Annotated in this window: 15 protein-coding genes; 13 read left to right on the top strand and 2 right to left on the bottom strand. The window is 64.9% G+C overall.

The annotated features are described in order from the left end of the window. Nucleotides 1-31: 31 nt before the first annotated feature. Nucleotides 32-2,560 (bottom strand): penicillin-binding protein 1A, encoded by a 2,529-nt coding sequence (locus FHR95_RS06745; RefSeq protein WP_183313849.1) that lies wholly within the window; start codon nucleotides 2,558-2,560, stop codon nucleotides 32-34. Between the two features lie 262 nt (nucleotides 2,561-2,822). Between FHR95_RS06745 and pilM the strand changes: the two genes are divergently transcribed. From pilM to eno, 13 genes are all read left to right on the top strand, one after another. Then, on the top strand, nucleotides 2,823-3,884 hold the full coding sequence (gene pilM / locus FHR95_RS06740) for a type IV pilus assembly protein PilM (protein ID WP_183313848.1): 1,062 nt from the start codon (nucleotides 2,823-2,825) through the stop codon (nucleotides 3,882-3,884). Then, nucleotides 3,881-4,441 (top strand): PilN domain-containing protein, encoded by a 561-nt coding sequence (locus FHR95_RS06735; protein ID WP_183313847.1) that lies wholly within the window; start codon nucleotides 3,881-3,883, stop codon nucleotides 4,439-4,441. The genes pilM and FHR95_RS06735 overlap by 4 nt, the downstream gene beginning before the upstream one ends. Then, nucleotides 4,438-5,070 carry a type IV pilus inner membrane component PilO gene (locus tag FHR95_RS06730; protein ID WP_040185124.1) on the top strand — a complete coding sequence of 211 codons (633 nt, stop codon included), beginning with the start codon at nucleotides 4,438-4,440 and terminating at the stop codon, nucleotides 5,068-5,070. The genes FHR95_RS06735 and FHR95_RS06730 overlap by 4 nt, the downstream gene beginning before the upstream one ends. Continuing rightward, nucleotides 5,067-5,597, top strand: coding sequence for a pilus assembly protein PilP (locus FHR95_RS06725; RefSeq protein WP_183313846.1), 531 nt, complete (start codon nucleotides 5,067-5,069; stop codon nucleotides 5,595-5,597). The genes FHR95_RS06730 and FHR95_RS06725 overlap by 4 nt, the downstream gene beginning before the upstream one ends. A 60-nt stretch (nucleotides 5,598-5,657) precedes the next feature. Further along, a complete protein-coding gene (locus FHR95_RS06720) occupies nucleotides 5,658-7,721 on the top strand; it encodes a type IV pilus secretin PilQ (RefSeq protein ID WP_183313845.1) in 2,064 nt (687 codons plus the stop codon). After that, nucleotides 7,721-8,263: a shikimate kinase AroK gene (aroK, locus tag FHR95_RS06715; protein ID WP_183313844.1), complete on the top strand. Its 543-nt coding sequence runs from the start codon at nucleotides 7,721-7,723 to the stop codon at nucleotides 8,261-8,263. Before FHR95_RS06720 ends, aroK begins: the two co-directional genes overlap by 1 nt. 4 nt (nucleotides 8,264-8,267) lie before the next feature. Continuing rightward, on the top strand, nucleotides 8,268-9,374 hold the full coding sequence (aroB, locus tag FHR95_RS06710; protein ID WP_183313843.1) for a 3-dehydroquinate synthase: 1,107 nt from the start codon (nucleotides 8,268-8,270) through the stop codon (nucleotides 9,372-9,374). 448 nt (nucleotides 9,375-9,822) lie between these two features. After that, a complete protein-coding gene (gltB, locus tag FHR95_RS06705) occupies nucleotides 9,823-14,271 on the top strand; it encodes a glutamate synthase large subunit (RefSeq protein WP_183313842.1) in 4,449 nt (1,482 codons plus the stop codon). Between the two features lie 48 nt (nucleotides 14,272-14,319). Continuing rightward, entirely contained in the window at nucleotides 14,320-15,741 is a 1,422-nt protein-coding gene (locus FHR95_RS06700; RefSeq protein WP_183313841.1) for an FAD-dependent oxidoreductase, read from the top strand. A 113-nt stretch (nucleotides 15,742-15,854) separates the two neighbouring features. Next, nucleotides 15,855-16,409: a cupin domain-containing protein gene (locus tag FHR95_RS06695; protein WP_183313840.1), complete on the top strand. Its 555-nt coding sequence runs from the start codon at nucleotides 15,855-15,857 to the stop codon at nucleotides 16,407-16,409. 129 nt (nucleotides 16,410-16,538) lie between these two features. Then, nucleotides 16,539-18,194 (top strand): CTP synthase, encoded by a 1,656-nt coding sequence (gene pyrG / locus FHR95_RS06690; RefSeq protein ID WP_183313839.1) that lies wholly within the window; start codon nucleotides 16,539-16,541, stop codon nucleotides 18,192-18,194. A gap of 5 nt (nucleotides 18,195-18,199) precedes the next feature. Continuing rightward, the gene (kdsA, locus tag FHR95_RS06685; protein ID WP_183313838.1) at nucleotides 18,200-19,066 is read left to right on the top strand and encodes a 3-deoxy-8-phosphooctulonate synthase; all 867 of its coding nucleotides are present in this window, start codon (nucleotides 18,200-18,202) and stop codon (nucleotides 19,064-19,066) included. Between the two features lie 32 nt (nucleotides 19,067-19,098). Further along, nucleotides 19,099-20,391: a phosphopyruvate hydratase gene (gene eno, locus FHR95_RS06680; protein ID WP_183313837.1), complete on the top strand. Its 1,293-nt coding sequence runs from the start codon at nucleotides 19,099-19,101 to the stop codon at nucleotides 20,389-20,391. Between the two features lie 508 nt (nucleotides 20,392-20,899). Here eno and fdxA read toward each other — a convergent pair. Beyond that, complete coding sequence (fdxA, locus tag FHR95_RS06675; protein ID WP_040185148.1) at nucleotides 20,900-21,223, bottom strand: ferredoxin FdxA; 324 nt, start codon at nucleotides 21,221-21,223, stop codon at nucleotides 20,900-20,902. Nucleotides 21,224-21,288 lie beyond the last annotated feature (65 nt).

The raw sequence follows: 21,288 nt of genomic DNA, 5'->3' as shown, positions 1-21,288 counted from the left end.
TTGTCGCCCGGCGCGGGAGCCAGGAGTCAATCTAGAAGATGGCCTCGTAGACGCCGGTGCCTTGTGAGCCGCTCTCGCGTTCAACCTCACGGTCGACACGACGCGGCTGGACGTCGGGCAGGTGATCGGCCATGAACAGCTCCTCGATGCCGCCGCCCTGACCCTCGCGCAACAGGCGGCCGGTATCGGGGTCGACCCGCTCGGTGACCACGCGCTCTGGCCGCTCGGGCCAGCGCTCCGGCTGGTCTTCCAAGGCACGTCCCATGAACTCCATCCAGATCGGTAGAGCAGCCTGGGCGCCGTACTCGGCGGTGGAGGAGTTGTCGTCCTTGCCCACCCAGGCGGTGGTCACCAGCTCGCTATTGAAGCCGGCGAACCAGGCGTCGCGCTGGTCGTTGGTGGTGCCCGTCTTGCCGACGATGTCGCTGCGGTCGAGCTCCAGGGCCTTGCGAGCGGTACCGCGCTCGACCACGTCGCGCAGCATGTCGCGCAGGATGTAGACGGCGGCGGGGTCGGCGACCCGGGGGGCAACCTCGTACGTCTCGCCGTCGCGTTCGACGGTCTCCTGACCGTCGCGGCAATCCCGGCAGGCAACGCGCGGGCTGGCCTCCTCGACGACGGTGGCATCATCGCCGCGCGTCACGCGCTCGATGAACCAGGGAGATACCTGGAAGCCGCCGTTGGCCAGCACCGCATAGGCGTTGGTCATCTCCAGCGGGGTGAGGCTGGCGCTGCCCAGGGCCAGGGAGAGGCCGCGCGGCAGTTGGTCGCCGGCAAAGCCGAAACCCTGCAGGAACTCGATGGTGCGCTCCAGCCCCAGCGACTGCAGCACGCGGATGGTCACCAGGTTGCGCGAGCGGGCCAGGGCATCGCGCAGCCGGGTGGGGCCGAGAAAGTCGCCGCTGGAGTTTGCCGGGCGCCACAGCTCGTCGCTGCCGTCCTGCATCACTACCGGGGCGTCATTGACCACGCTGGCCGGGTTCATCTCGCCGCTATCAAGCGCCGCCAGGTAGATGAAGGGCTTGAAGATCGAGCCGGACTGGCGGCGAGCCTGGGTGGCGCGGTTGAACTTGCTGGCATCGAAATCGAAACCGCCCTGCAGGGCCAGGATGGCTCCGGTATCGGGTGCCATCGCCACCAGCGAGCCCTCGGCTTCGGGTCGCTGGGAAAGCCGCCAGCTGCCGTCTTCCTGCTGCAGGATGCGCACCAGGTCACCGCGGCTGGCGATCTCGCCGGCCGATCCCGGCGTAGCCCCCCGGCTCCGGGCGCTGCGATAGGGGCGTGCCCACTCCAGGCCGGCCCAATCCAGGGTATGCAAGTCGCCGCCGCGGGCCAGCACCTGCATCTCGCGGCCCTCGCTCTCCACCACGATGGCCGGTTGCAGCGGGCCGTAGGCAGGCGTGCGCTCGAGTACCTGAAGCCAGTTGCTGACATCGCCCTCGATGCCCTCGACCTCGGTCTGGCTGCGCTCGGCGGCGCGCCGGGCGGTCTGCATGATCTCGGGCGACTCGGCAAGCTCCTCCTCCAGGCCCTCGCGTCCGGTCTGCTCCTGGGCCTCGGCCAGGCTGCGCGGGATGTCGGTCTGCTCGGGGCCGCGCCAGCCATGACGGGTATCGTACTCGATCAGCCCACCGGCCAGGGCCTGGCCCGCCAACGGCTGCAGCTCGCTGTCCAGGGTGGTATGGATGCGATATCCGCCGGTGTAGGCCCGGTCGCCATAGTGCTCCACGGCGAACTGCCGGGCCATCTCGGCGACGTAGTCGGCCTCCACCTCCAGCTGGGCGAGATGACGGCTTGCAGTGACCGGGGCCTGAACGGCCTGCTCATAAGCCGCCTGGTCGATGATCTCCAGTTCGCGCATGCGGAACAGAATCCAGTTGCGGCGGATCAGCGCCCGTTCGGCATTGGCCAGCGGGTTGAAGGCGGAAGGCGCCTTGGGCAGGCCGGCGATCATCGCCGTCTCGGCCAGGGTCAGCTCGGCCAGCGGCCGGTCGTAGTAGACCTCCGCCGCGGCGGCGATGCCATAGGCACGGTTACCCAGATAGATCTTGTTGACGTAGAGCTCGAGGATCTCCTGCTTGGTGAGGATCTGCTCCATCTGCAGCGCCAGCAGGATCTCGCGGATCTTGCGGGTGAAGGTCCTATCCAGGGTCAGCAGGTAGTTGCGCGCCACCTGCATGGTGATGGTCGAGCCCCCGGACTGGATGTCGCCGCCGCTGGCCACCAGCTCCACCGCGGCACGTGCCAGGCCCTTGGGATCGACGCCGCGGTGGTCGAAGTAGGTGGCATCTTCGGCGGCCAGCAGTGCCCCGATGAGTGGCTGGGGAATTTCCTCATACCCCACCGGGGTACGTCTCTCCTCGCCGAATTCGCCAATCAGCTTGCCGTCCCGCGTGAAGATCCGCAGCGGGGTCTGCAATTCGAAGTCCTGCAGCTGGCGAACATCGGGCAGGCCGGGGGCGAAATACAGCGCGGCACCCACCACGCCCAGTACCCCGGCGGCCGAGAGCGAGACCAGCAGCCAGAGCAGAGAAACAACCAGGGTTTTGAGTAACTTCATGAAAATACTGTATCCATGCTGAGAGCGGGGCAAAATGGTAGCAATGAACGTGGCCTTTCCCTTGCGGCCGCCATTATAGGAAGCCGGGAAGGGGGTCACCAGCGTTGACGTTTGGCGACACCGTCCTTCGTGTGAGATTCGGAAATATCATGTAACCTTCATTACCGGTGGGTATGGTGAGTCTAATGGGCTCCGCCCACGTGGAGTGGATAATCACAATCAAGCGGTACGCCGCACGGATCAGGTAGGGGCATGACACACGATGCGACTGAGAGCATCCGGCAAGGGACTGGTCGGTGTCGACATTACCTCGGCAACCGTCAAGGTGATCGAACTCAAGCGTGCCGGTAGCCATTACCAGGTGGAGAGTTACGCTGTTCGGCCGCTACGCGAAGGCGCTGTGATCGAGCGTCGGATCCGTGACATGTCGGCGGTGGTGGATGCGCTCAAGCGTGCCGTGGATCATGCTCGCCCGGGATCGCGTAACGCCGCCGTGGCCGTGCCGGCCAGTGCCGCCATCACCAAGACCCTGACACTGCCAGCCTCTCTCGATGACGATGAGATCGAGGCGCGCATTCAGATCGAGTCCGACAAGCACATCCCGTTTCCGTTCAGCGAGGTCGCCTTCGACTTTCAACGGCTGGGGCTCAATTCGCGCTATGGCGACCAGCAGGACGTCTTGCTGGTCGCCTGTCGGCAGCAGGACGTCAACCAGTTGACCGAGGCCGTCACGCAGGCAGGGCTCACACCGGCGGCGGTGGACGTCGAGACGTTCGCCATGGAGCGCGCTTTCCAGGAGCTGCGTCACCAGTTGCCCTCCATCGAGGGTGAGCAGGATTGCGTGGCGCTGGTGGATATTGGCGCCACCATGAACGCTTTCCATGTGCTTCGTGAAGGTCGCGTCACCTACAGTCGCGATACCGTATTCGGGGGCCGTCAACTGACCGATGAGATTCGCAACCGCTACGGGTTGAGCCTCGAAGAGGCCGGCCTGGCCAAGAAGCGCGGCGGCCTGCCGGATGACTATCAGCGCAGCGTGCTCGACCCCTTTCTCGACACCCTGGTTCAGCAGGTGGGCCGCTCGCTGCAACTCTATTACACCGCTGGGCGCAAGCAGGAGGTTCGGCGGATGATCCTGGCCGGTGGCACCAGCGTGCTGCCGGGACTGGCGGAGCGCCTGGCCGAGGAGAGCGGCATGGAGGTAGTGATTGCCAACCCCTTTCGGCGCATGAAGGTCAATCCCCGCATCGACGTCCCGACCCTCGCCGGTGATGCTCCGGCCATGCTCACGGCCTGCGGCCTGGCGATGAGGGTAGGCAAATGACCATCGAGATCAATCTGCTTCCCTGGCGGGAAGAAGTGCGTGCCCGGCGAAGCAAGCGGTTCACCCTGGCGCTGCTGTTGATGGCAATCATCGGTCTCGGCGGCGGTTACGGCGTGACCTGGTACTACGAACAGCAGTTGGCCGACCAGCAGCAGCGTCATCAGCTGATCACTTCTCGGACGGCGGAGCTGGATCGTGATATCCGTGCGGTAAGCCAGTACGAGGAGCAGGTCACGTCATTGAAGCGCCAGATCGGGGTCTTCGAACAGCTGCAGATGGGGCGCCCGCAGACGGTTCACGTCTTCAACGCCTTGGCGTCGAGCCTGGAGGAGGGGGTCTACTACTCCGGACTCAACCGTCAGGGCAGCCAACTTCGGCTGACTGGCCTGGCCGAGGATAATCGTCGTGTCTCAGACCAGCTTCGCCAGTTGGAAGCCTCGCCTGTCTTCGATGTGCCAGTACTCTCCGAAGTGGAATCCACCGATAACGACATGCGTCGCTTCAATCTCAGCGTGAACCAGCAGATGCCCGACAGGGAAGCCACGGAGGCGCCATGAATCTGTCCACGGAATTTCGGCGACTACGCGACCTCGACTGGGGAGAGCTGGACATCAAGGAGTCCGGCGGCTGGCCTTTCCTGCTGCAGTTGATCTGCTGCCTGCTGGTGCTGGGTCTGACGTTCGCCGGGATGTACTGGTACTTGGCCGCGCCCAAGATGGAAGAGCTCGAGCAGGCCCAGCGCGAGGAGCAACGCCTGCTGCGCGACTACCGCAGCAAGGCGGCCCAGGCCGCCAATCTGCCGGCGCTGCGCGAGCAGGTCGAAGAGCTCGACCAGCGACTGTCGGCGCTGGTGGCCATGCTCCCGGGCGGTCCCGAGATCCCCGCGCTGATCGACGACATCAGCGAGACCGCCCTCGACAATCAGCTCACCATCGACTTCATCCGTCTGCGCAGCCCCGCCTCTCAGGAGTTCTACACCGAGCGTCCCTTCGATATCCGGGTTCGCGGCGACTACCACCGCATCGGCTCCTTCATTGCCGGCATCGCCGATCTGCCACGCATCGTCACCCAGCACGACTTCAGCCTGGAGCCAGTCGGGGGGGGCAATCGCCTGCAGCTCTCGATGCTGGCCAGGACCTATAGCTATCGTCCGCCCCAGGCTAATGCCGAGGAGGGGTCACCATGAAACACTGGCTGACCAGAGTCGCCCTGCTTGCGCTGCTGCTCGCGCTGGGAGCATGCCGCGACGCGAACCTGCCCGCCCTGGAACGCGAACTCGAAGCGATGAGAGTCGACCCCGGCGAGGTAGACCTTGAGCCGGTGCCGCCCATGCCAACCTATACTTCGGTCGATTACCAGTTCGCCGACGAGCGAAGCCCTTTCCAGGCACGCCCGCCGGAGCCCGAGGAACTCCCAGGGATGGGCGCCGACAGCAATGTGGCGCCGGACGAATCGCGTCCCAAGGATCCTCTGGAGGCCTACGACCTGAGTCAGCTCGAACTGGTGGGAACGCTGACGGTGGGTGGTCAGCCCTCAGCCCTGGTGCAGTCGCCAGAAGGCCAGGTGCACCGCCTGCGCACCGGCGATCACATGGGGTCCGATTTCGGCCGCATCATCGGCATCACCGAGTCTTCGGTTCAACTGGTGGAGATTGTGCCCACAGGGCGAGGCGGCTGGACCGAGCGCAGCACTCGCCTAACACTTAAAGACTAGATAACTCGATGCCTTCCCGCCTGGCGGGAGGCGGAAGAGGCCAGCAGGGGGAAGGGAACAATGCAACCGATAATTCGTGGTCTCGCAACCGTCGCACTGCTGGCGGTCTCCACGGCCAGCATGGCGGCCTCCACCCTTACCAACCTGGATTTTCGCCAGGGTGGCGACGGTGCGCTGGAGGTGGATCTCGATTTCCGTGGTCCGGTTCCGGAGGTGCGCGGCTATCGTCTCGACGACCCGGCCCGGCTGACCATCGACCTGATGGAGACCGACAGCACCCTGGAGCGCCGCCGCGAGGAGCTCGGCATCGGTGGGGTCGAGCGGGTCACGGCCCTCGAGGCCGGTTCGCGCACGCGCCTGGTGTTCGAACTCGAGGGCCCTCTGCCCTACAACACCCGTCAGCAGGGCGACCGCCTGCGTCTCTCTATCGGCGGCGGCGCGGGTCAAGTGGCAACCACGGCCAGTTCGCCGTCGACATCCTCGACAAACGCCGTGCCGGCAAGTCCGAGCCGGGATGCCAGTTCGGGGTATCGCGAGCCGAGTATTCAGAACATCGACTTCCGTCGCGGCGACGGCGGTGCCGGGCGTCTGGTCGTGACCTTCGATCGGACCGGGGTCGATGCCCGGGTGCGCGAGAGCGGCCGCAACCGCATCGTCGCCGAGTTGCGCGGGGTCGAGCTGCCGGCTTCCCTGGATCAGGTCTATGACGTCAGTGACTTCGGCACGCCGCTTGAGCGCGTCATTCCGCGGGTGGGCCGCGATGGCGTGACCCTGGAGATCGAGGGCAGCGGCGATTTCGCCATGGTCTCCACCCAGAGCGGCCGTCAGCTGACCATCGAGGCAGAACCGGTCACCCAGCAGGAGCGCGAGGAACGCACTCGTGAGCAGTTCCCCTACACCGGCGAACGCATCACCCTGAACTTTCAGGACATCGAGGTGCGTTCGGTGTTGGCGATCATTGCCGATTTCACCGGCCTCAACCTGGTGGCCAGCGACAGCGTGACCGGTCGCGTCACCCTCAACCTGCAAGACGTGCCCTGGGATCAGGCCCTGGACCTGGTGCTCAAGAGCCACGGCCTGGCGAGCCGTCAGCAGGGCAACGTCATCGTGGTGGCCCCGGCCAGCGAGCTGGCCCAACTCGAGCGCCAGGAGCTGGAATCCCGCGAGCAACTCGAGACCCTGGCACCGTTGGAGACCGAGTACATTCAGGTGAAGTATGCCAAGGCATCGGAGCTGGCGGCGTTGATGCGCAGCGATACCGGCTTCGGCCTGCTCACCGAGCGTGGCCGAGTCGCCGTCGACCCGCGGACCAATACGTTGCTGGTGCAGGATACCGTCGACCAGATCGATACCATCCTGCAGACGCTGGAACGCCTGGACGTTGCCGTCCGCCAGGTGCAGATCGAGGCGCGCATCGTGATCGCCCGCGACAGCGCTACCCGTGAGTTGGGGGTGAACTGGGGGCTGTCATCGCCAGACCGTATTGGCGACAGCCGATTCGACGTCGCCGGGGCAGCTACCGGCAGCGTACCCAATGGGGGTTTGGCGGTGGATATGGGGGGCACCGGTACCTCTGGCACCGGCTTCTCATTTGGCTATCTTTCCGGCGATATCCTGCTGGATCTGGAACTGCGCGCCCTGGAGAGCGAGGGCAAGAGTCAGACCATCTCCCAGCCGCGAGTGATCACTGCCAACCAGCGCACCGCCGTGATCAAGCAGGGTACCGAGATTCCCTACCAGGAGGCTGCTTCAAGTGGTGCAACCAACGTCGAATTTGAAGAGGCCGTGCTGTCGCTCGAGGTAACGCCGCAGATCACGCCGGATAACCGCATCATCATGGACCTGGTCATCAACAACGATACGGTGGGGGAGCTCTTCAACGGCGTGCCCTCCATCGACACCAACGAGATCGAGACTCAGGTGCTGGTGGACAACGGCGAGACGGTGGTACTGGGCGGCATTCTGACTACCGAGGAAGCCCGCAGCCTGTTCAAGACGCCCTTTTTCGGCGACCTGCCGGTGCTGGGCAACCTCTTCCGCTATACCGAGAACACCAATGATAAGGTAGAGTTGCTGGTATTCATCACGCCCCGAATACTGGACGACAACCTGGCCATTCGCTGATGCAGGCACTTCCCAACCTGATACTGATCGGCCCCATGGGGGCCGGCAAGAGTACCATCGGCCGCCTTCTGGCGGCCGAACTGTCACGCGAGTTCTTCGACAGTGACCACGAGATCCAGGCGCGCTGCGGCGCCGACATCCCGTGGATCTTCGATGTCGAGGGCGAGTCGGGTTTTCGCGACCGCGAGACCCTGATGATCCGCGATCTGACCCGCCGCGACGGCGTGGTTATCGCCACCGGTGGCGGCGCCGTGCTGCGCGAGGAGAACCGTCGGATGCTGCGCGAGAGCGGCACCGTCATCTACCTGTTTACCACCGTGGAGCAGCAGCTCAGGCGCACCGCCAAGGACCGCAACCGCCCCCTGCTGCAGCGGCCGGACAAGGAGGCCGTGCTGCGCGACATGTTCTCGCTGCGTGACCCCCTCTACCGCGCCACCGCCGATGTAGTGGTGCGCACCGATCGTCGCGGCCCGCGCGCCGTGGTCAACGAGATCGTGCGGCGCGTCACCCGCCTGGTCGATCCCCTGCAATGCAAGGCCTGAACCCATGACCGAGTCTCCCGCTGGCCCGTCCACCCTCGAGGTGTCGCTGGGTGATCGCAGCTATCCCATCCATATCGGCCCCGGGCTGCTCGGCGACCCCCGCTGGCTGGCGCCACACCTGGCCGGCCGCCAGGTCATGGTGGTGACCAACGAAACGGTCGCACCGCTCTACCTGGCGCGCCTCCGTCAGGGGCTTGGCGACGACCTCGAGGTTCGTGAACTGGTGCTGCCTGACGGCGAGGCCACCAAGACGCTGGCCAGCGTCGAGCGGATCTGGGATGCCCTGCTGGCGGCCGGCTTCAATCGCCGCTGCACCCTTATCGCCCTGGGCGGTGGGGTGATCGGTGACATGGTCGGCTTCGCCGCGGCCTGTTATCAGCGCGGCGTGGCCTTCGTGCAGGTGCCGACCACGCTGCTCGCCCAGGTCGACTCCTCGGTGGGGGGCAAGACAGGGGTCAACCACCCGCGGGGCAAGAACATGATCGGCGCCTTCTGGCAGCCCCGGGCGGTGCTGGTCGATACCGACACCCTTGCGACGCTGCCGCCCAGGGAGCTCTCCGCGGGGCTTGCCGAAGTGATCAAGTATGGGCTGATCCGCGATGCCGACTTCCTGGCCTGGCTGGAAGCGGAGATGCAGGCGCTGCGCGACCTCGACGCCGCCGCCCTGACCGGGGCCATCGAGCGCAGCTGTGCCCTCAAGGCCGAGATCGTCGCCGAGGACGAGACCGAGCAGGGGGTGAGGGCGCTGCTCAACCTGGGGCATACCTTTGGTCATGCCATCGAGGCCCACCAGGGGTATGGCAGCTGGCTGCACGGCGAGGCCGTGGGTGCCGGCATGTTGATGGCCGTCGAACTCTCCCGCCGGCTGGGCTGGCTGGGTGACGCAGAGGTGGCGCGCACCCGCGCGATCATCGAGGCCGCGGGCCTGCCGCTGGCCGCCCCGGCCAGCATGGGCGTGGACGACTTCCTTACCATCATGCGGCTCGACAAGAAGAACCTCGATAGCCGCCTGCGTCTGATCCTGTTGCGCACGCTGGGTGAGGCCTGCATCCATGACGCGACGCCGACCGAGACCCTGGCCGCTCTCCTTGAGGATTTCCCTCGCCGCTGACGGCTGCCTGCGCGCCCGTTTGCCTGCCGACGCCCGCCCCGTGCGGGCGTCCTCGTCTCCGGGGGCTATGCTTGCCAAGTAAGGGCGCGGTGGCCTCCCGGGCTCACGCATCTGCATGGCATATGCCGGATCGGCATGGGCTATTAGCGGGCTTTGCTACCAAAGTTTAATACGTTCTTTGCCGCGTTTAAGGAACGTCGTTGGGCCTTGCAAGCTATTGAGTTGGCGGGTTTTTTTACTTTGCCCTGGTTGCAAGTGGCGGATTTGCCGATGGTTTTTCAAGGCATGCAGGCGAGTGAATATTGCGCGCTGGAGCGGCGCTGGCTATGCTGGCGAACCTTTTGTCCGGCAGTCGTGCGGCCCTCGGATCGGCCGCGTAAAAAAAGAAAAACCGTAAACTATAGCATGTGATGACTGCCAAAGAAACCCTTTAACCCGAGGCACGCCCATGAACAAAGGTCTTCATCAGCCCGGCGAGTTCCGCGACAACTGCGGATTTGGCCTGATCGCGCATATGGAGGGCCAGGCCAGTCACGACCTGCTCAAGACCGCCATCGAGTCACTGACCTGCATGACGCATCGTGGCGGGATCGCGGCCGACGGCAAGACCGGCGACGGCTGCGGGCTGCTGCTGCAGATGCCGGATACCTTCATGCGTGAGGCGGCCCATGAGGCGCTGGGCGTCGATCTGGGCGAGCATTACGCCGTGGGTGCGGTGTTCCTGCCTGACGACGATGCCCGCGAGGCGCGCGGCCGCGAGACCCTGGCCGCTGAGCTCGAGGCGCGTGGCCTGCGGGTGGCCGGCTGGCGCGACGTCCCGGTGGACGCCAGCGTCTGTGGGCCCATGGCCCTGGATTGCCTGCCGCGGATTCGCCAGCTGTTCGTCGAGCCGGGCGATGGCGAGGTCGAGCACTTCGATGTGGATCTCTTCATGGCCCGCCGCCGCGCCGAGGAAAAGCTCCGCGACGACGAAGACTTCTATGTCTGCTCGCTCTCCCGCGAGGTCGTCTCCTACAAGGGGTTGATGATGCCGGCGGATCTGCCGGCCTTCTATCCCGACCTCGGCAACGAGCGCCTGGAGACCGCGATCTGTGTCTTCCACCAGCGCTTCTCCACCAATACCGCGCCGCGCTGGCCGCTGGCCCAGCCGTTCCGCCTGCTCGCCCACAACGGCGAGATCAATACCGTGGAGGCCAATCGGGGTTGGGCCAACTCGCGCAAGGAGAACTTCGTCAACGACCGGCTGCCCGACATCGCCAGCCTCGACGAGATCGTCAACACGTCCGGATCGGACTCGTCGAGCATGGACAACATGCTCGAGGTGCTGTTGACCGGTGGCATGGAGCTGCATCGCGCGGTACGCATGATGGTGCCGCCGGCCTGGCAGAACGTGGAGCTGATGGACGGCGACCTGCGTGCCTTCTACGAATACAACTCCATGCACATGGAGCCCTGGGACGGTCCCGCTGGGGTGGTCATGACCGATGGCCGCCAGGCTGTCTGCATGCTCGACCGCAACGGGCTGCGCCCCGCGCGTTGGGTGATCACGAAAAACGGCTACATCACGCTGGCCTCGGAGATTGGCACCTACGGCTACCAGCCCGAGGACGTAGTGGCCAAGGGGCGCGTCGGCCCAGGCCAGATCCTGGCCGTGGACACCGAAACCGGCGAGGTGCTGCACACTGCTGACATCGATGAGCGACTCAAGTCCGCCTATCCCTACAAGCGCTGGCTGAAGCAGGAAGCGCAGTATCTGGAGTCGGCGCTAACCGAGCTTGCCAGCTTCCAGAACATGGACCCCGAGGCGCTGCTCGCCCAGCAGAAGATGTTCCAGGTCAGCTTCGAGGAGCGTGACCAGGTGCTGCGGCCGCTGGCCGAGAGTGGTCAGGAGGCGGTGGGCTCCATGGGCGACGATACCCCCATGGCCGTGCTCTCCGGCAAGCCGCGTCTGCTGACCGACTATTTCCGCCAGAAGTTCGCCCAGGTCACCAATCCGGCCATCGATCCCTTGCGCGAGGCGATCGTGATGTCGCTGGAGACCTGCATCGGTGCCGAGCTCAACGTCTTCAAGGCAACGCCGGAGCATGCCCATCGCATCATTCTGACCGCGCCGATCCTGTCGCCGCGCAAGTTCGCCGCCCTGGTCGGTCAGGACGACCCGGCCTTCACCAGCCACACGCTCTCGCTGGGCTACGATCCCCAGGAGGTCGGACTGAAGGGCGCGATCCAGGCACTCTGCCGCCAGGCTGAACAGGCGGTCAATGAGGGCAAGGTGATCCTGGTGCTCTCCGATGCCGAACTGGGCAAGGGGCTGTTGCCCATTCATGCGGCCCTCGCGGTAGGCGCGGTGCATCACCATCTGGGACGGCTGGCCCTGCGGCCGCGCTGTAACATCGTGGTCGAGACCGGCTATGCCCGCGATGCCCATCAGATGGCTGTGCTGTTCGGGGTGGGGGCAACCGCGGTCTTCCCCTGGCTGGCCTATCAGGTCATGGCCGACATGCACCATACCGGCGAGCTGGTCGGGAACCCCGCCGATGCCCGGGAGAACTATCGCAAGGGGCTGCAGAAGGGGCTGTTCAAGATCCTCTCCAAGATGGGCATCTCGACCCTGGCCTCCTATCGTGGCTCGCAGCTATTCGAGGCGGTGGGCCTCTCCTCCGACGTGGTCGATCTCTGCTTCACGGGTGTGGCCGCGCGCATCGAGGGTACCGGCTTCAGCGAGCTCCAGCTTCAGCAGGAGCTGTTGGGCCGCGACGCCTGGACGCCGCGCAAGGGGATTTCCCAGGGCGGCCTGATGAAGTACGTTCATGGCCACGAGTATCACGCCTACAATCCCGACGTGGTCATGGCGCTGCAGGAGGCGGTTCAGGAGGGCGACTACGCCAAGTGGAAGAAGTTTGCCCGACTGGTCAACGAGCGCTCGCCGGCCACCCTGCGCGACCTGCTTAGGCTCAGGCCCGCGGACGAGCCGCTGCCGATGGAAGAGGTCGAGGCGGTCGAGGACCTACTGCCGCGCTTCGACAGCGCCGGGATGAGCCTCGGGGCCCTCTCACCCGAGGCCCATGAGGCGCTGGCTCAGGCCATGAATGAGGCTGGCGGACGTTCCAATTCCGGCGAGGGCGGCGAGGACCCGGCGCGCTACGGGACCATCCGCTCCTCCAAGATCAAGCAGATCGCATCGGGACGCTTCGGTGTGACACCGGCTTACCTGGTCAACGCCGAGGTGCTGCAGATCAAGGTGGCTCAGGGTGCCAAGCCCGGTGAGGGCGGGCAGCTGCCCGGCGGCAAGGTCAACGAACTGATCGCCCGGTTGCGCTACTCGGTGCCCGGCGTGACGCTGATCTCGCCGCCGCCGCACCACGATATCTACTCCATCGAGGACCTGGCGCAGCTGATCTTCGACCTCAAGCAGGTCAATCCCGATGCCCAGGTCTCGGTCAAGCTGGTCTCCGAGCCCGGTATCGGGACCATCGCCACCGGTGTGGCGAAGGCCTACGCCGACCTGATTACCGTCTCCGGCTATGATGGCGGCACCGCGGCGAGCCCGCTGACCTCGATCAAGCATGCCGGCAGCCCCTGGGAGCTGGGGCTGCCCGAGGTGCACCAGGCGCTGCGCATCAACGGCCTGCGCGACAAGATCCGTCTGCAGACCGACGGCGGCTTGAAGACCGGCCTCGACGTGATCAAGGCGGCCATCCTCGGCGCCGAAAGCTTCGGCTTCGGCACCGCGCCGATGGTGGCGCTGGGCTGCAAGTACCTGCGCATCTGCCACCTCAACAACTGCGCTACCGGCGTGGCCACCCAGATGCAGTACCTGCGCGACGAGCACTTCCGCGGCACCGTGGACATGGTCAAGCACTACTTCCGCTTCATTGCCGAGGAGGTGCGCGAACTGATGGCACTGCTGGGCGTGCGCAAGCTCACCGACCTGATCGGCCGCACGGACCTGCTGGACGTGCTGGAGGGCGTTACTGCCTCGCAGCGCAAGCTCGACCTCTCGGGCCTGCTGGGTAACGACTTCGTGCCTGCCGATGCTCCGCAGTTCTGCGCGGTCAGCCGTAACGTGCCCCACGACCCGGGCGCCAAGAATCAGGAGGTCCTCGAGGCCCTGAAGACGGCGATCGAGGAGAAGTCTGGTGGCGAGTTCGCGTTTGCCATCACCAACTGCGACCGCAGCGTCGGCGCATTGAGCTCCGGGGCCATCGCCAAGCGCTATGGTGAGGCGGGGCTCGAGGATGCGCCGGTGATCGCGCGCTTCACCGGGGTGGCCGGCCAGAGCTTCGGGGTGTGGAACGCGCGTGGTCTCCACCTCTATCTGGAAGGCGATGCCAACGACTACGTCGGCAAGGGCATGAACGGCGGCAAGGTGGTGATCGTGCCGCCCGCCGGCAGCGCGTTCGAGAGTCACCAAACCGCCATTGTCGGCAATACCTGCTTGTACGGCGCCACCGGCGGCAAGCTGTTCGCCGCCGGTACGGCCGGCGAGCGCTTCGGCGTGCGCAACTCCGGTGCGCATGCGGTGATCGAGGGTGCCGGCGACCACTGCTGCGAGTACATGACCGGCGGCCTGGTTGCCGTGCTCGGCGAGGTGGGGGTCAACTTCGGCGCGGGCATGACCGGCGGTTTCGCCTATGTGCTCGACGAGGACCGCACCTTCGTCGACAAGTACAACCACGAACTGGTGGAGATTCACCGGGTGAACACCGAGGCCATGGAGGCCTATCGACGTCACCTGCGGGAAGTCATCGAGGAGTACGTGGCCGAGACCGGCTCCGCGCGCGGCCGCGCGATTCTCGAGGACTTCAGCGACTTCGTCCGTCACTTCTGGCTGGTGAAGCCCAAGGCCGCGAGCCTGGGCAGCCTGCTCGCCGAATCCCGGCGTCGGCCGGAATAAGCCCGCCGAGACGACGATATCGCCACGCACAGACCAGGAGACAAGACGATGGCCAACCGCTTGAGCAACGATTTCCAGTTTATCGACGTGGGTCGCCAGGACCCGCAGAAGAAGGAGGCGCGCACCCGGGCCAGGGAATTCGCCGAGATCTACGAGCCCTTCAAGCCCCAGGAGGCGGCTAGCCAGGCGCATCGCTGCCTGCACTGCGGCAACCCCTACTGCGAGTGGAAGTGCCCGGTTCACAACTACATTCCCAACTGGCTGCAGCTGGTCAGCGAGGGCAACATCCTCGAGGCGGTAGAGCTGTGTCACAAGACCAACTCCCTGCCCGAGGTCTGCGGTCGCGTCTGCCCTCAGGACCGCCTCTGTGAGGGAGACTGCACCCTCAACGACGGTTTCGGGGCCGTCACCATCGGCTCGGTGGAAAAGTACATTACCGACACTGCCTTCGCCATGGGTTGGCGTCCGGACATGTCTCGCGTCACTCAGACCGGCCGCAAGGTGGCGGTGATCGGCGCAGGCCCGGCGGGGCTGGGGTGTGCCGACATCCTGGTCCGCAATGGCGTCACGCCGGTGGTCTTCGACAAGTATCCCGAGATCGGCGGTCTGCTGACCTTCGGCATTCCCGAGTTCAAGCTCGAGAAGACCGTCATGGAACGTCGCCGCGCGGTGTTCGAGGAGATGGGCATGGAGTTTCGCCTGGGTGTCGAGGTCGGCAAGGACGTCGACTTCGACGACCTGCTCGAGGAGTACGATGCGGTCTTTTTGGGCATGGGCACCTACAAGGCCATGGAAGGGGGCTTCCCCGGCGAGGACCTGCCCGGGGTGCACAGGGCACTCGATTTCCTGATCGCCAACGTCAATCACTGCCTGGGCTTCGAGAAGGAGCCGAGCGACTACGTCTCCTTCAAGGGGCAGCGTGTCGTGGTGCTGGGCGGCGGCGACACCGCCATGGACTGCAATCGCACCTCGATTCGCCAGGGAGCGAGCAGCGTGACCTGTGCCTATCGGCGCGATGAAGAAAACATGCCGGGCTCCAAGCGCGAGGTCGCCAATGCCCGCGAGGAGGGGGTGGAGTTCCTGTTCAATCGCCAGCCGGTGGCGGTGGTAGGGGAAGGCAAGGTCGAGGGCGTCAAGGTGGTGCGCACGCGCCTGGGCGAGCCCGACGAGAATGGCCGACAGCGTCCGGAGGTGGTGCCCGGTTCCGAGGAGATCATCCCCGCCGATGCCGTGATCGTGGCGTTCGGCTTCCAGCCAAGCCCGGCGCCCTGGTTCGAGACCGTGGGTATCGAGCTCGACGAGCGCGGCCGCGTCAATGCGCCGGAGGAAGGGGGCACACACCCCTTCCAGACCACCAACGAGAAGATCTTCGCCGGCGGCGACATGGTACGTGGCTCCGACCTGGTGGTTACCGCCATCTATGAGGGCCGTCAGGCCGGCGAGGGCATCCTCGATTATCTCGGCGTGTGACGAGAAGCAGGGCTTCATGGCCAGGCGACGCCCCGACCCATGTCGGGGCGTCTTCGATACGGCGCGATGCGTCTTCTAGACTTCCTCTCTCACCCCTCTGGCAGGAGACGACGATGGAAGCGACGCTTAAAACCCTGGGACTTGCCCCCGAAGAGGGCGGGCCGCTGATGCCCGAGCGGCTGACCTTTGCCGATGATGGGGGTATTCCTAATACTCGACTGCCGACGCTGCTGTTTCGCTCGAGCGGGGTCGAGCCGGGGCTCGACCGCAACGCCGTGGCGGACTGCTTCGAGCAGTTGTTTGCCAGGCACGGCTGGCGGCCCAGCTGGCGTGGTGGCGTCTATCCCTATCACCACTACCACTCCATTGCCCATGAGGCCTTCGGTGTGCTGTCGGGCCGTGGCTCGCTGCGACTGGGCGGCGAGCAGGGGGAGGACGTCGATATTCGCGCCGGTGAAGTGCTGGTGCTGCCGGCTGGAACGGGCCACTGCCACCGCTGGGCCAGCGACGATTTTCTGCTGCTCGCCGCCTATCCCGAGGATCAGCGCGAGCTCGATCTGATCCGTGACGAGCCCGCCGAGCACGACGCCGCCGTGGCGCGCATCGCCAAGCTGTCGCGCCCCGAGCACGACCCCCTGGGCGGGGAGCTGGCGCGCTGGTGGCCCTGAACATTTCCCGCCACCGGGACGGTTGCCGCTGGGCTGAAATTGAGCCTTTGGTCGTATTCTGCTAGTCTGTCGACCCATCCTGGCGCGGCTTCCTGCTGTGCCTAACGATCACGCTTCGACAGGTTCTTCATGACACGATATATCTTCGTGACCGGCGGCGTTGTGTCCTCACTCGGCAAGGGCATCGCGTCGGCCTCGCTGGCGGCGATTCTCGAGGCGCGCGGTCTCAGGGTCACCATGCTCAAGCTCGATCCCTACATCAATGTGGATCCGGGCACCATGAGTCCTTTTCAGCATGGTGAGGTGTTCGTCACTGAGGATGGCGCCGAGACCGACCTGGACCTGGGCCACTACGAGCGCTTCATCCGCACGAAGATGACCCAGGCCAACAACTTCACGACTGGACGCGTCTACGAGCACGTGCTGCGCAAGGAGCGCCGCGGCGACTACCTGGGTGGCACCGTGCAGGTGATTCCGCACATCACCGACGAGATCAAGCGTCGTGTCTACGCCGGCGGCGAAGGCTTCGATGTGGCGCTGGTCGAGATCGGGGGCACCGTGGGCGACATCGAATCGCTGCCCTTCCTGGAGTCGATCCGCCAGATTCGCAGTGAGCTGGGGGCAAGCCGGGCGATCTTCATGCATCTGACCCTGGTGCCCTACATCAAGACCGCCGGCGAGACCAAGACCAAGCCGACCCAGCACAGCGTCAAGGAACTGCGTTCCATCGGTATCCAGCCAGATATCCTGATCTGTCGCAGCGAGGTGGAGCTCGAGGAGGGTGAGCGGCGCAAGATCGCCCTGTTCACCAACGTGGAAGAGCGGGCCGTCATCCCGCTGCAGGATGCCGACACCATCTATCGCATCCCGCTGATGCTCAACGAGCAGGGCCTCGCCGACATCGTCTGTGACAAGCTGCGTCTCGAGGCCGATGAAGCCGACCTCGGCGAGTGGGTCAAGGTGCTCGATGCCAAGCTCAACCCCCTGAAGTCGATCAACATTGCCATGGTCGGCAAGTACATGGAGCTGCTCGACGCCTACAAGTCCCTCAACGAGGCGCTGATCCATGCCGGTATCCAGACGCGTGTGAAGGTCAACGTCGACTATGTCGACTCCGAGGACATCGAGCACCACGGCACCGAGCGCCTGGCCGGCAAGGACGCCATTCTGGTGCCCGGCGGCTTCGGCGAGCGCGGCGTGGAAGGCAAGATTGCCACGGCCCGCTTTGCCCGTGAGAGCGGGATCCCCTATCTGGGCATCTGCCTCGGCATGCAGGTGGCGGTGATCGAGTTCGCGCGCCATGTGGCGGGCTGGGACGACGCGGATTCCACCGAGTTCACCCATGACACCCAGCATCCGGTCGTCGGGCTGATCACCGAGTGGCTCAGCCCCGAGGGCAAGGTCGAACTGCGTGACGCGGCGTCCGACCTCGGTGGCACCATGCGCCTGGGCGGCCAGGTCTGCCAGCTCAAGGCCGGTAGTAAGGCTCGCGAGGCCTATGGGGCCGATGAGATCATGGAGCGTCACCGCCACCGCTTCGAGGTAAACAACCAGTTCATCGACGACCTGGAGCAGGCCGGTCTGGTCGTCTCCGGCAAGAGCGTCGACAACTCCCTGGTGGAGATGGTGGAACTGCCCGACCATCCTTGGTACGTGGCCTGCCAGTTCCATCCGGAATTCACCTCCACGCCGCGCGACGGTCATCCGCTCTTTACCGGCTTCGTCAATGCCGCGCTGGAACACAAGGCGTCGCGGACCCGCGCCCAGTCTTCCCATCAGGAGTGATGCTCATGTCGCTCACGACCGAATCCGTATCCGCACGTGACATCGAATTTGCCGGCCTCAAGGCCGGCAATTCATTGCCGCTGATGTTACTGGGCGGCATGAACGTGCTCGAGTCTCGCGAGCTGGCCCTGGAGGTTGCCGAGACCTACGCGACGGTGACGGCGCGGCTGGGTATGCCGTATGTCTTCAAGGCGAGTTTCGACAAGGCCAACCGTAGCTCCATCCACTCCTTCCGAGGCCCCGGCCTGGAGAAAGGCCTGGATATCCTGGCCGAGGTGAAGGCGCGCTTCAACGTGCCGATCATCACCGATGTCCATGAGCCCTGGCAGGCAGGGCCCGCCGCCGAGGTCGCCGACATCATCCAGCTGCCGGCCTTCCTGGCGCGCCAGACCGACCTGGTGGTGGCCATGGCCGAGACCGGGGCGGTGATCAACATCAAGAAGCCGCAGTTCCTGGCGCCCCACGAGGTGCGCCACATCATCCGCAAATGCGAAGAGGCCGGCAATCACAGATTGTTGCTTTGCGAACGCGGATCGAGCTTCGGGTATAATAATCTGATTGTTGATATGCTCGGTTTTGGTGACATGAAGCAGACAGGCTATCCTGTCTTCTTCGACGTCACTCATGCGCTGCAGCGCCCTGGCGGACGAGCTGACAGCGCTGGCGGGCGCCGGCAGCAGGTCGCCGAACTGGCCCGCGCCGGGGTGGCGGTCGGTCTGGCCGGTCTCTTCCTGGAGGCCCATCCCGACCCCGACAATGCCAAATGCGACGGCCCCTGTGCCCTGCCGCTGGACCGCCTCGAGCCCTTCCTGGCCCAGTTGAAGGCCGTCGATGACCTGGTGAAGGGTTTCGCTCCGCTCGAGATTTCCTGATATTCCACGCTGACACGACAAGGACCAACAAGATGACCAAGATCGTCGAACTTCGCGCCCTCGAGGTGCTCGATTCACGCGGCAATCCCACCGTGCAGGCCGAGGTACGCCTGGAAAGCGGCGCCGTGGGCGTGGCCTGTGCGCCCAGTGGTGCCTCGACCGGCTCCCGCGAGGCGCTGGAACTGCGTGATGGTGACAAGGGCCGTTACCTGGGCAAGGGCGTGTTGAAGGCCGTGGAGGCCGTCAATACCGCCATCCGTGAGCGCCTGGTGGGCATGGATGCTCGTGATCAGCGCGGGCTGGACGACGCCATGCTGGTACTGGACGGTACCGACAACAAGGCCAAGCTGGGTGCCAATGCCATCCTGGCGGTATCGCTGGCGGCCGCCAAGGCCGCGGCCAATGCCAAGGGCATGCCGCTCTACGCGCATATCGCCGAGCTCTACGGCCAGCCGGGGCAGTACCTGATGCCGGTGCCGATGATGAATATCCTCAACGGTGGCGAGCATGCCGACAACAACGTCGACATCCAGGAGTTCATGATCCAGCCGGTGGGGGCCCCGAGCTTCCGCGAGGGCCTGCGCATGGGTGCCGAGATCTTTCACGCCCTGAAGAAGGTGCTCAGCGCCCGAGGACTGGCCACCTCGGTGGGCGACGAGGGCGGCTTTGCGCCGAATCTCGACTCCAATGCCGAGGCCCTGTCGGTCATCCAGCAGGCGGTGGCAGATGCCGGCTACCGCTTGGGTGACGACGTCACCCTGGCACTCGATTGCGCCTCCTCCGAGTTCTATCGGGATGGCCAGTACGATCTCTCCGGTGAAGGCAAGGTGTTCGACGCCGGGGGCTTCGTCGACTACCTGGCCGACCTGTGTGAGCAGTTCCCGATCGTCTCCATCGAGGATGGCATGGACGAGTCCGACTGGGATGGCTGGAAGGCGCTGACCGAAAAGCTGGGGGACAAGGTCCAGCTGGTGGGCGATGACCTCTTCGTCACCAACACCCGGATACTCAAGCGCGGCATCGATGAGCAGATCGGCAACTCCATCCTGATCAAGTTCAATCAGATCGGCTCGCTCTCCGAGACCCTGGAGGCGATCCATATGGCCCAGGAGGCGGGCTTCACCGCGGTGATTTCCCATCGCAGTGGCGAGACCGAGGACACTACCATCGCGGATCTTGCCGTTGGCACCCGTGCCGGCCAGATCAAGACCGGCTCGTTGAGCCGCTCGGACCGTGTCGCCAAGTACAACCGGCTGCTGGTGATCGAGCAGGAACTGGCCGGCCAGGTAGACTACCCGGGGCGCGCGGCGATCAAGGGGCAGTAAGCGAACGGTGTTGTCTTTTGCGTGATCTCGTGTAAGAGATCTCCTACAAAGTGGCGAAGAGATTCGCCATTACTGTGTCGGACAGGGTCGATCCTTCATGGCATCGGCCCTTTTCTTTTTGTTGATTTTAAAGAAGTTTTACGGTGTTCCGGGGTGAAGGCGGTCTTGCAGTAGCGTTGTAGGACCGCCACGAGCGAGGTTGTGCTGCAAAGCGGCTATGCCACAATGCACCCGGGATGTGGAAGAGCGAGGATGCTTTTCCGGCAGGATGCAACGGGATGCGTGAAGTGATGTGCTCGGTGCGGCAGGAAGCCGCTCCCGGGCAGGGACAACATCACGGGAGTCCGGGCGGAGGGAGCCGCTCGAGGATAGGCTGGGAGCGGGCGGCCTGCGGGCCGCCTTTTTTGCCGAGTGTTCTCCTTACTTCGCTCAGGGCAGAGACGACGACGCCGGATGTCAGATGACATCCGGCGTCGTCGTTTTTCGCCGGTGGTGATTGGCCGACGCCTTAGCGCTCGAGCAGCTCCAGCTTGCCCGACTTGCCGTCCCACTCCTCGGCATCCTCGGGTGGATCCTTCTTCTCGCTGATATTGGGCCACACCTCTGCCAGTTCGGCGTTGATTTCGATGAACGTCTCCTGGCCATCCGGCAGTTCATCCTCTGCGAAGATCGCCTCGGCAGGGCACTCCGGCTCGCACAGGGCGCAGTCGATGCACTCGTCGGGATGGATCACCAGGAAGTTGGGGCCTTCGTAGAAGCAGTCCACCGGGCAGACCTCGACACAGTCGGTGTACTTGCACTTGATGCAGTTCTCGGTGACGACGAATGTCATGCCAGTCTCCCATTCTCTGGCCGTGGCGGGGCGCGGCCGGTAATGATAATTCAATTTTAGTTATA

Source organism: Halomonas fontilapidosi (assembly GCF_014192285.1).
GTDB classification, from domain to species: Bacteria; Pseudomonadota; Gammaproteobacteria; order Pseudomonadales; family Halomonadaceae; genus Halomonas; species Halomonas fontilapidosi.
The sequence above is the reverse complement of the archived record's forward strand: the minus strand, read 5'-3'. Positions and strand labels throughout refer to the sequence as shown.

Excerpts from the sequence above, each read along its gene's own strand:
- FHR95_RS06745 (WP_183313849.1), bottom strand. The coding sequence starts at position 2,560 with ATGAAGTTACTCAAAACCCTGGTTGTTTCTCTGCTCTGGCTGCTGGTC.
- pilM (WP_183313848.1), top strand. The coding sequence starts at position 2,823 with ATGCGACTGAGAGCATCCGGCAAGGGACTGGTCGGTGTCGACATTACC.
- FHR95_RS06735 (WP_183313847.1), top strand. The coding sequence starts at position 3,881 with ATGACCATCGAGATCAATCTGCTTCCCTGGCGGGAAGAAGTGCGTGCC.
- FHR95_RS06730 (WP_040185124.1), top strand. The coding sequence starts at position 4,438 with ATGAATCTGTCCACGGAATTTCGGCGACTACGCGACCTCGACTGGGGA.
- FHR95_RS06725 (WP_183313846.1), top strand. The coding sequence starts at position 5,067 with ATGAAACACTGGCTGACCAGAGTCGCCCTGCTTGCGCTGCTGCTCGCG.
- FHR95_RS06720 (WP_183313845.1), top strand. The coding sequence starts at position 5,658 with ATGCAACCGATAATTCGTGGTCTCGCAACCGTCGCACTGCTGGCGGTC.
- aroK (WP_183313844.1), top strand. The coding sequence starts at position 7,721 with ATGCAGGCACTTCCCAACCTGATACTGATCGGCCCCATGGGGGCCGGC.
- aroB (WP_183313843.1), top strand. The coding sequence starts at position 8,268 with ATGACCGAGTCTCCCGCTGGCCCGTCCACCCTCGAGGTGTCGCTGGGT.
- gltB (WP_183313842.1), top strand. The coding sequence starts at position 9,823 with ATGAACAAAGGTCTTCATCAGCCCGGCGAGTTCCGCGACAACTGCGGA.
- FHR95_RS06700 (WP_183313841.1), top strand. The coding sequence starts at position 14,320 with ATGGCCAACCGCTTGAGCAACGATTTCCAGTTTATCGACGTGGGTCGC.
- FHR95_RS06695 (WP_183313840.1), top strand. The coding sequence starts at position 15,855 with ATGGAAGCGACGCTTAAAACCCTGGGACTTGCCCCCGAAGAGGGCGGG.
- pyrG (WP_183313839.1), top strand. The coding sequence starts at position 16,539 with ATGACACGATATATCTTCGTGACCGGCGGCGTTGTGTCCTCACTCGGC.
- kdsA (WP_183313838.1), top strand. The coding sequence starts at position 18,200 with ATGTCGCTCACGACCGAATCCGTATCCGCACGTGACATCGAATTTGCC.
- eno (WP_183313837.1), top strand. The coding sequence starts at position 19,099 with ATGACCAAGATCGTCGAACTTCGCGCCCTCGAGGTGCTCGATTCACGC.
- fdxA (WP_040185148.1), bottom strand. The coding sequence starts at position 21,223 with ATGACATTCGTCGTCACCGAGAACTGCATCAAGTGCAAGTACACCGAC.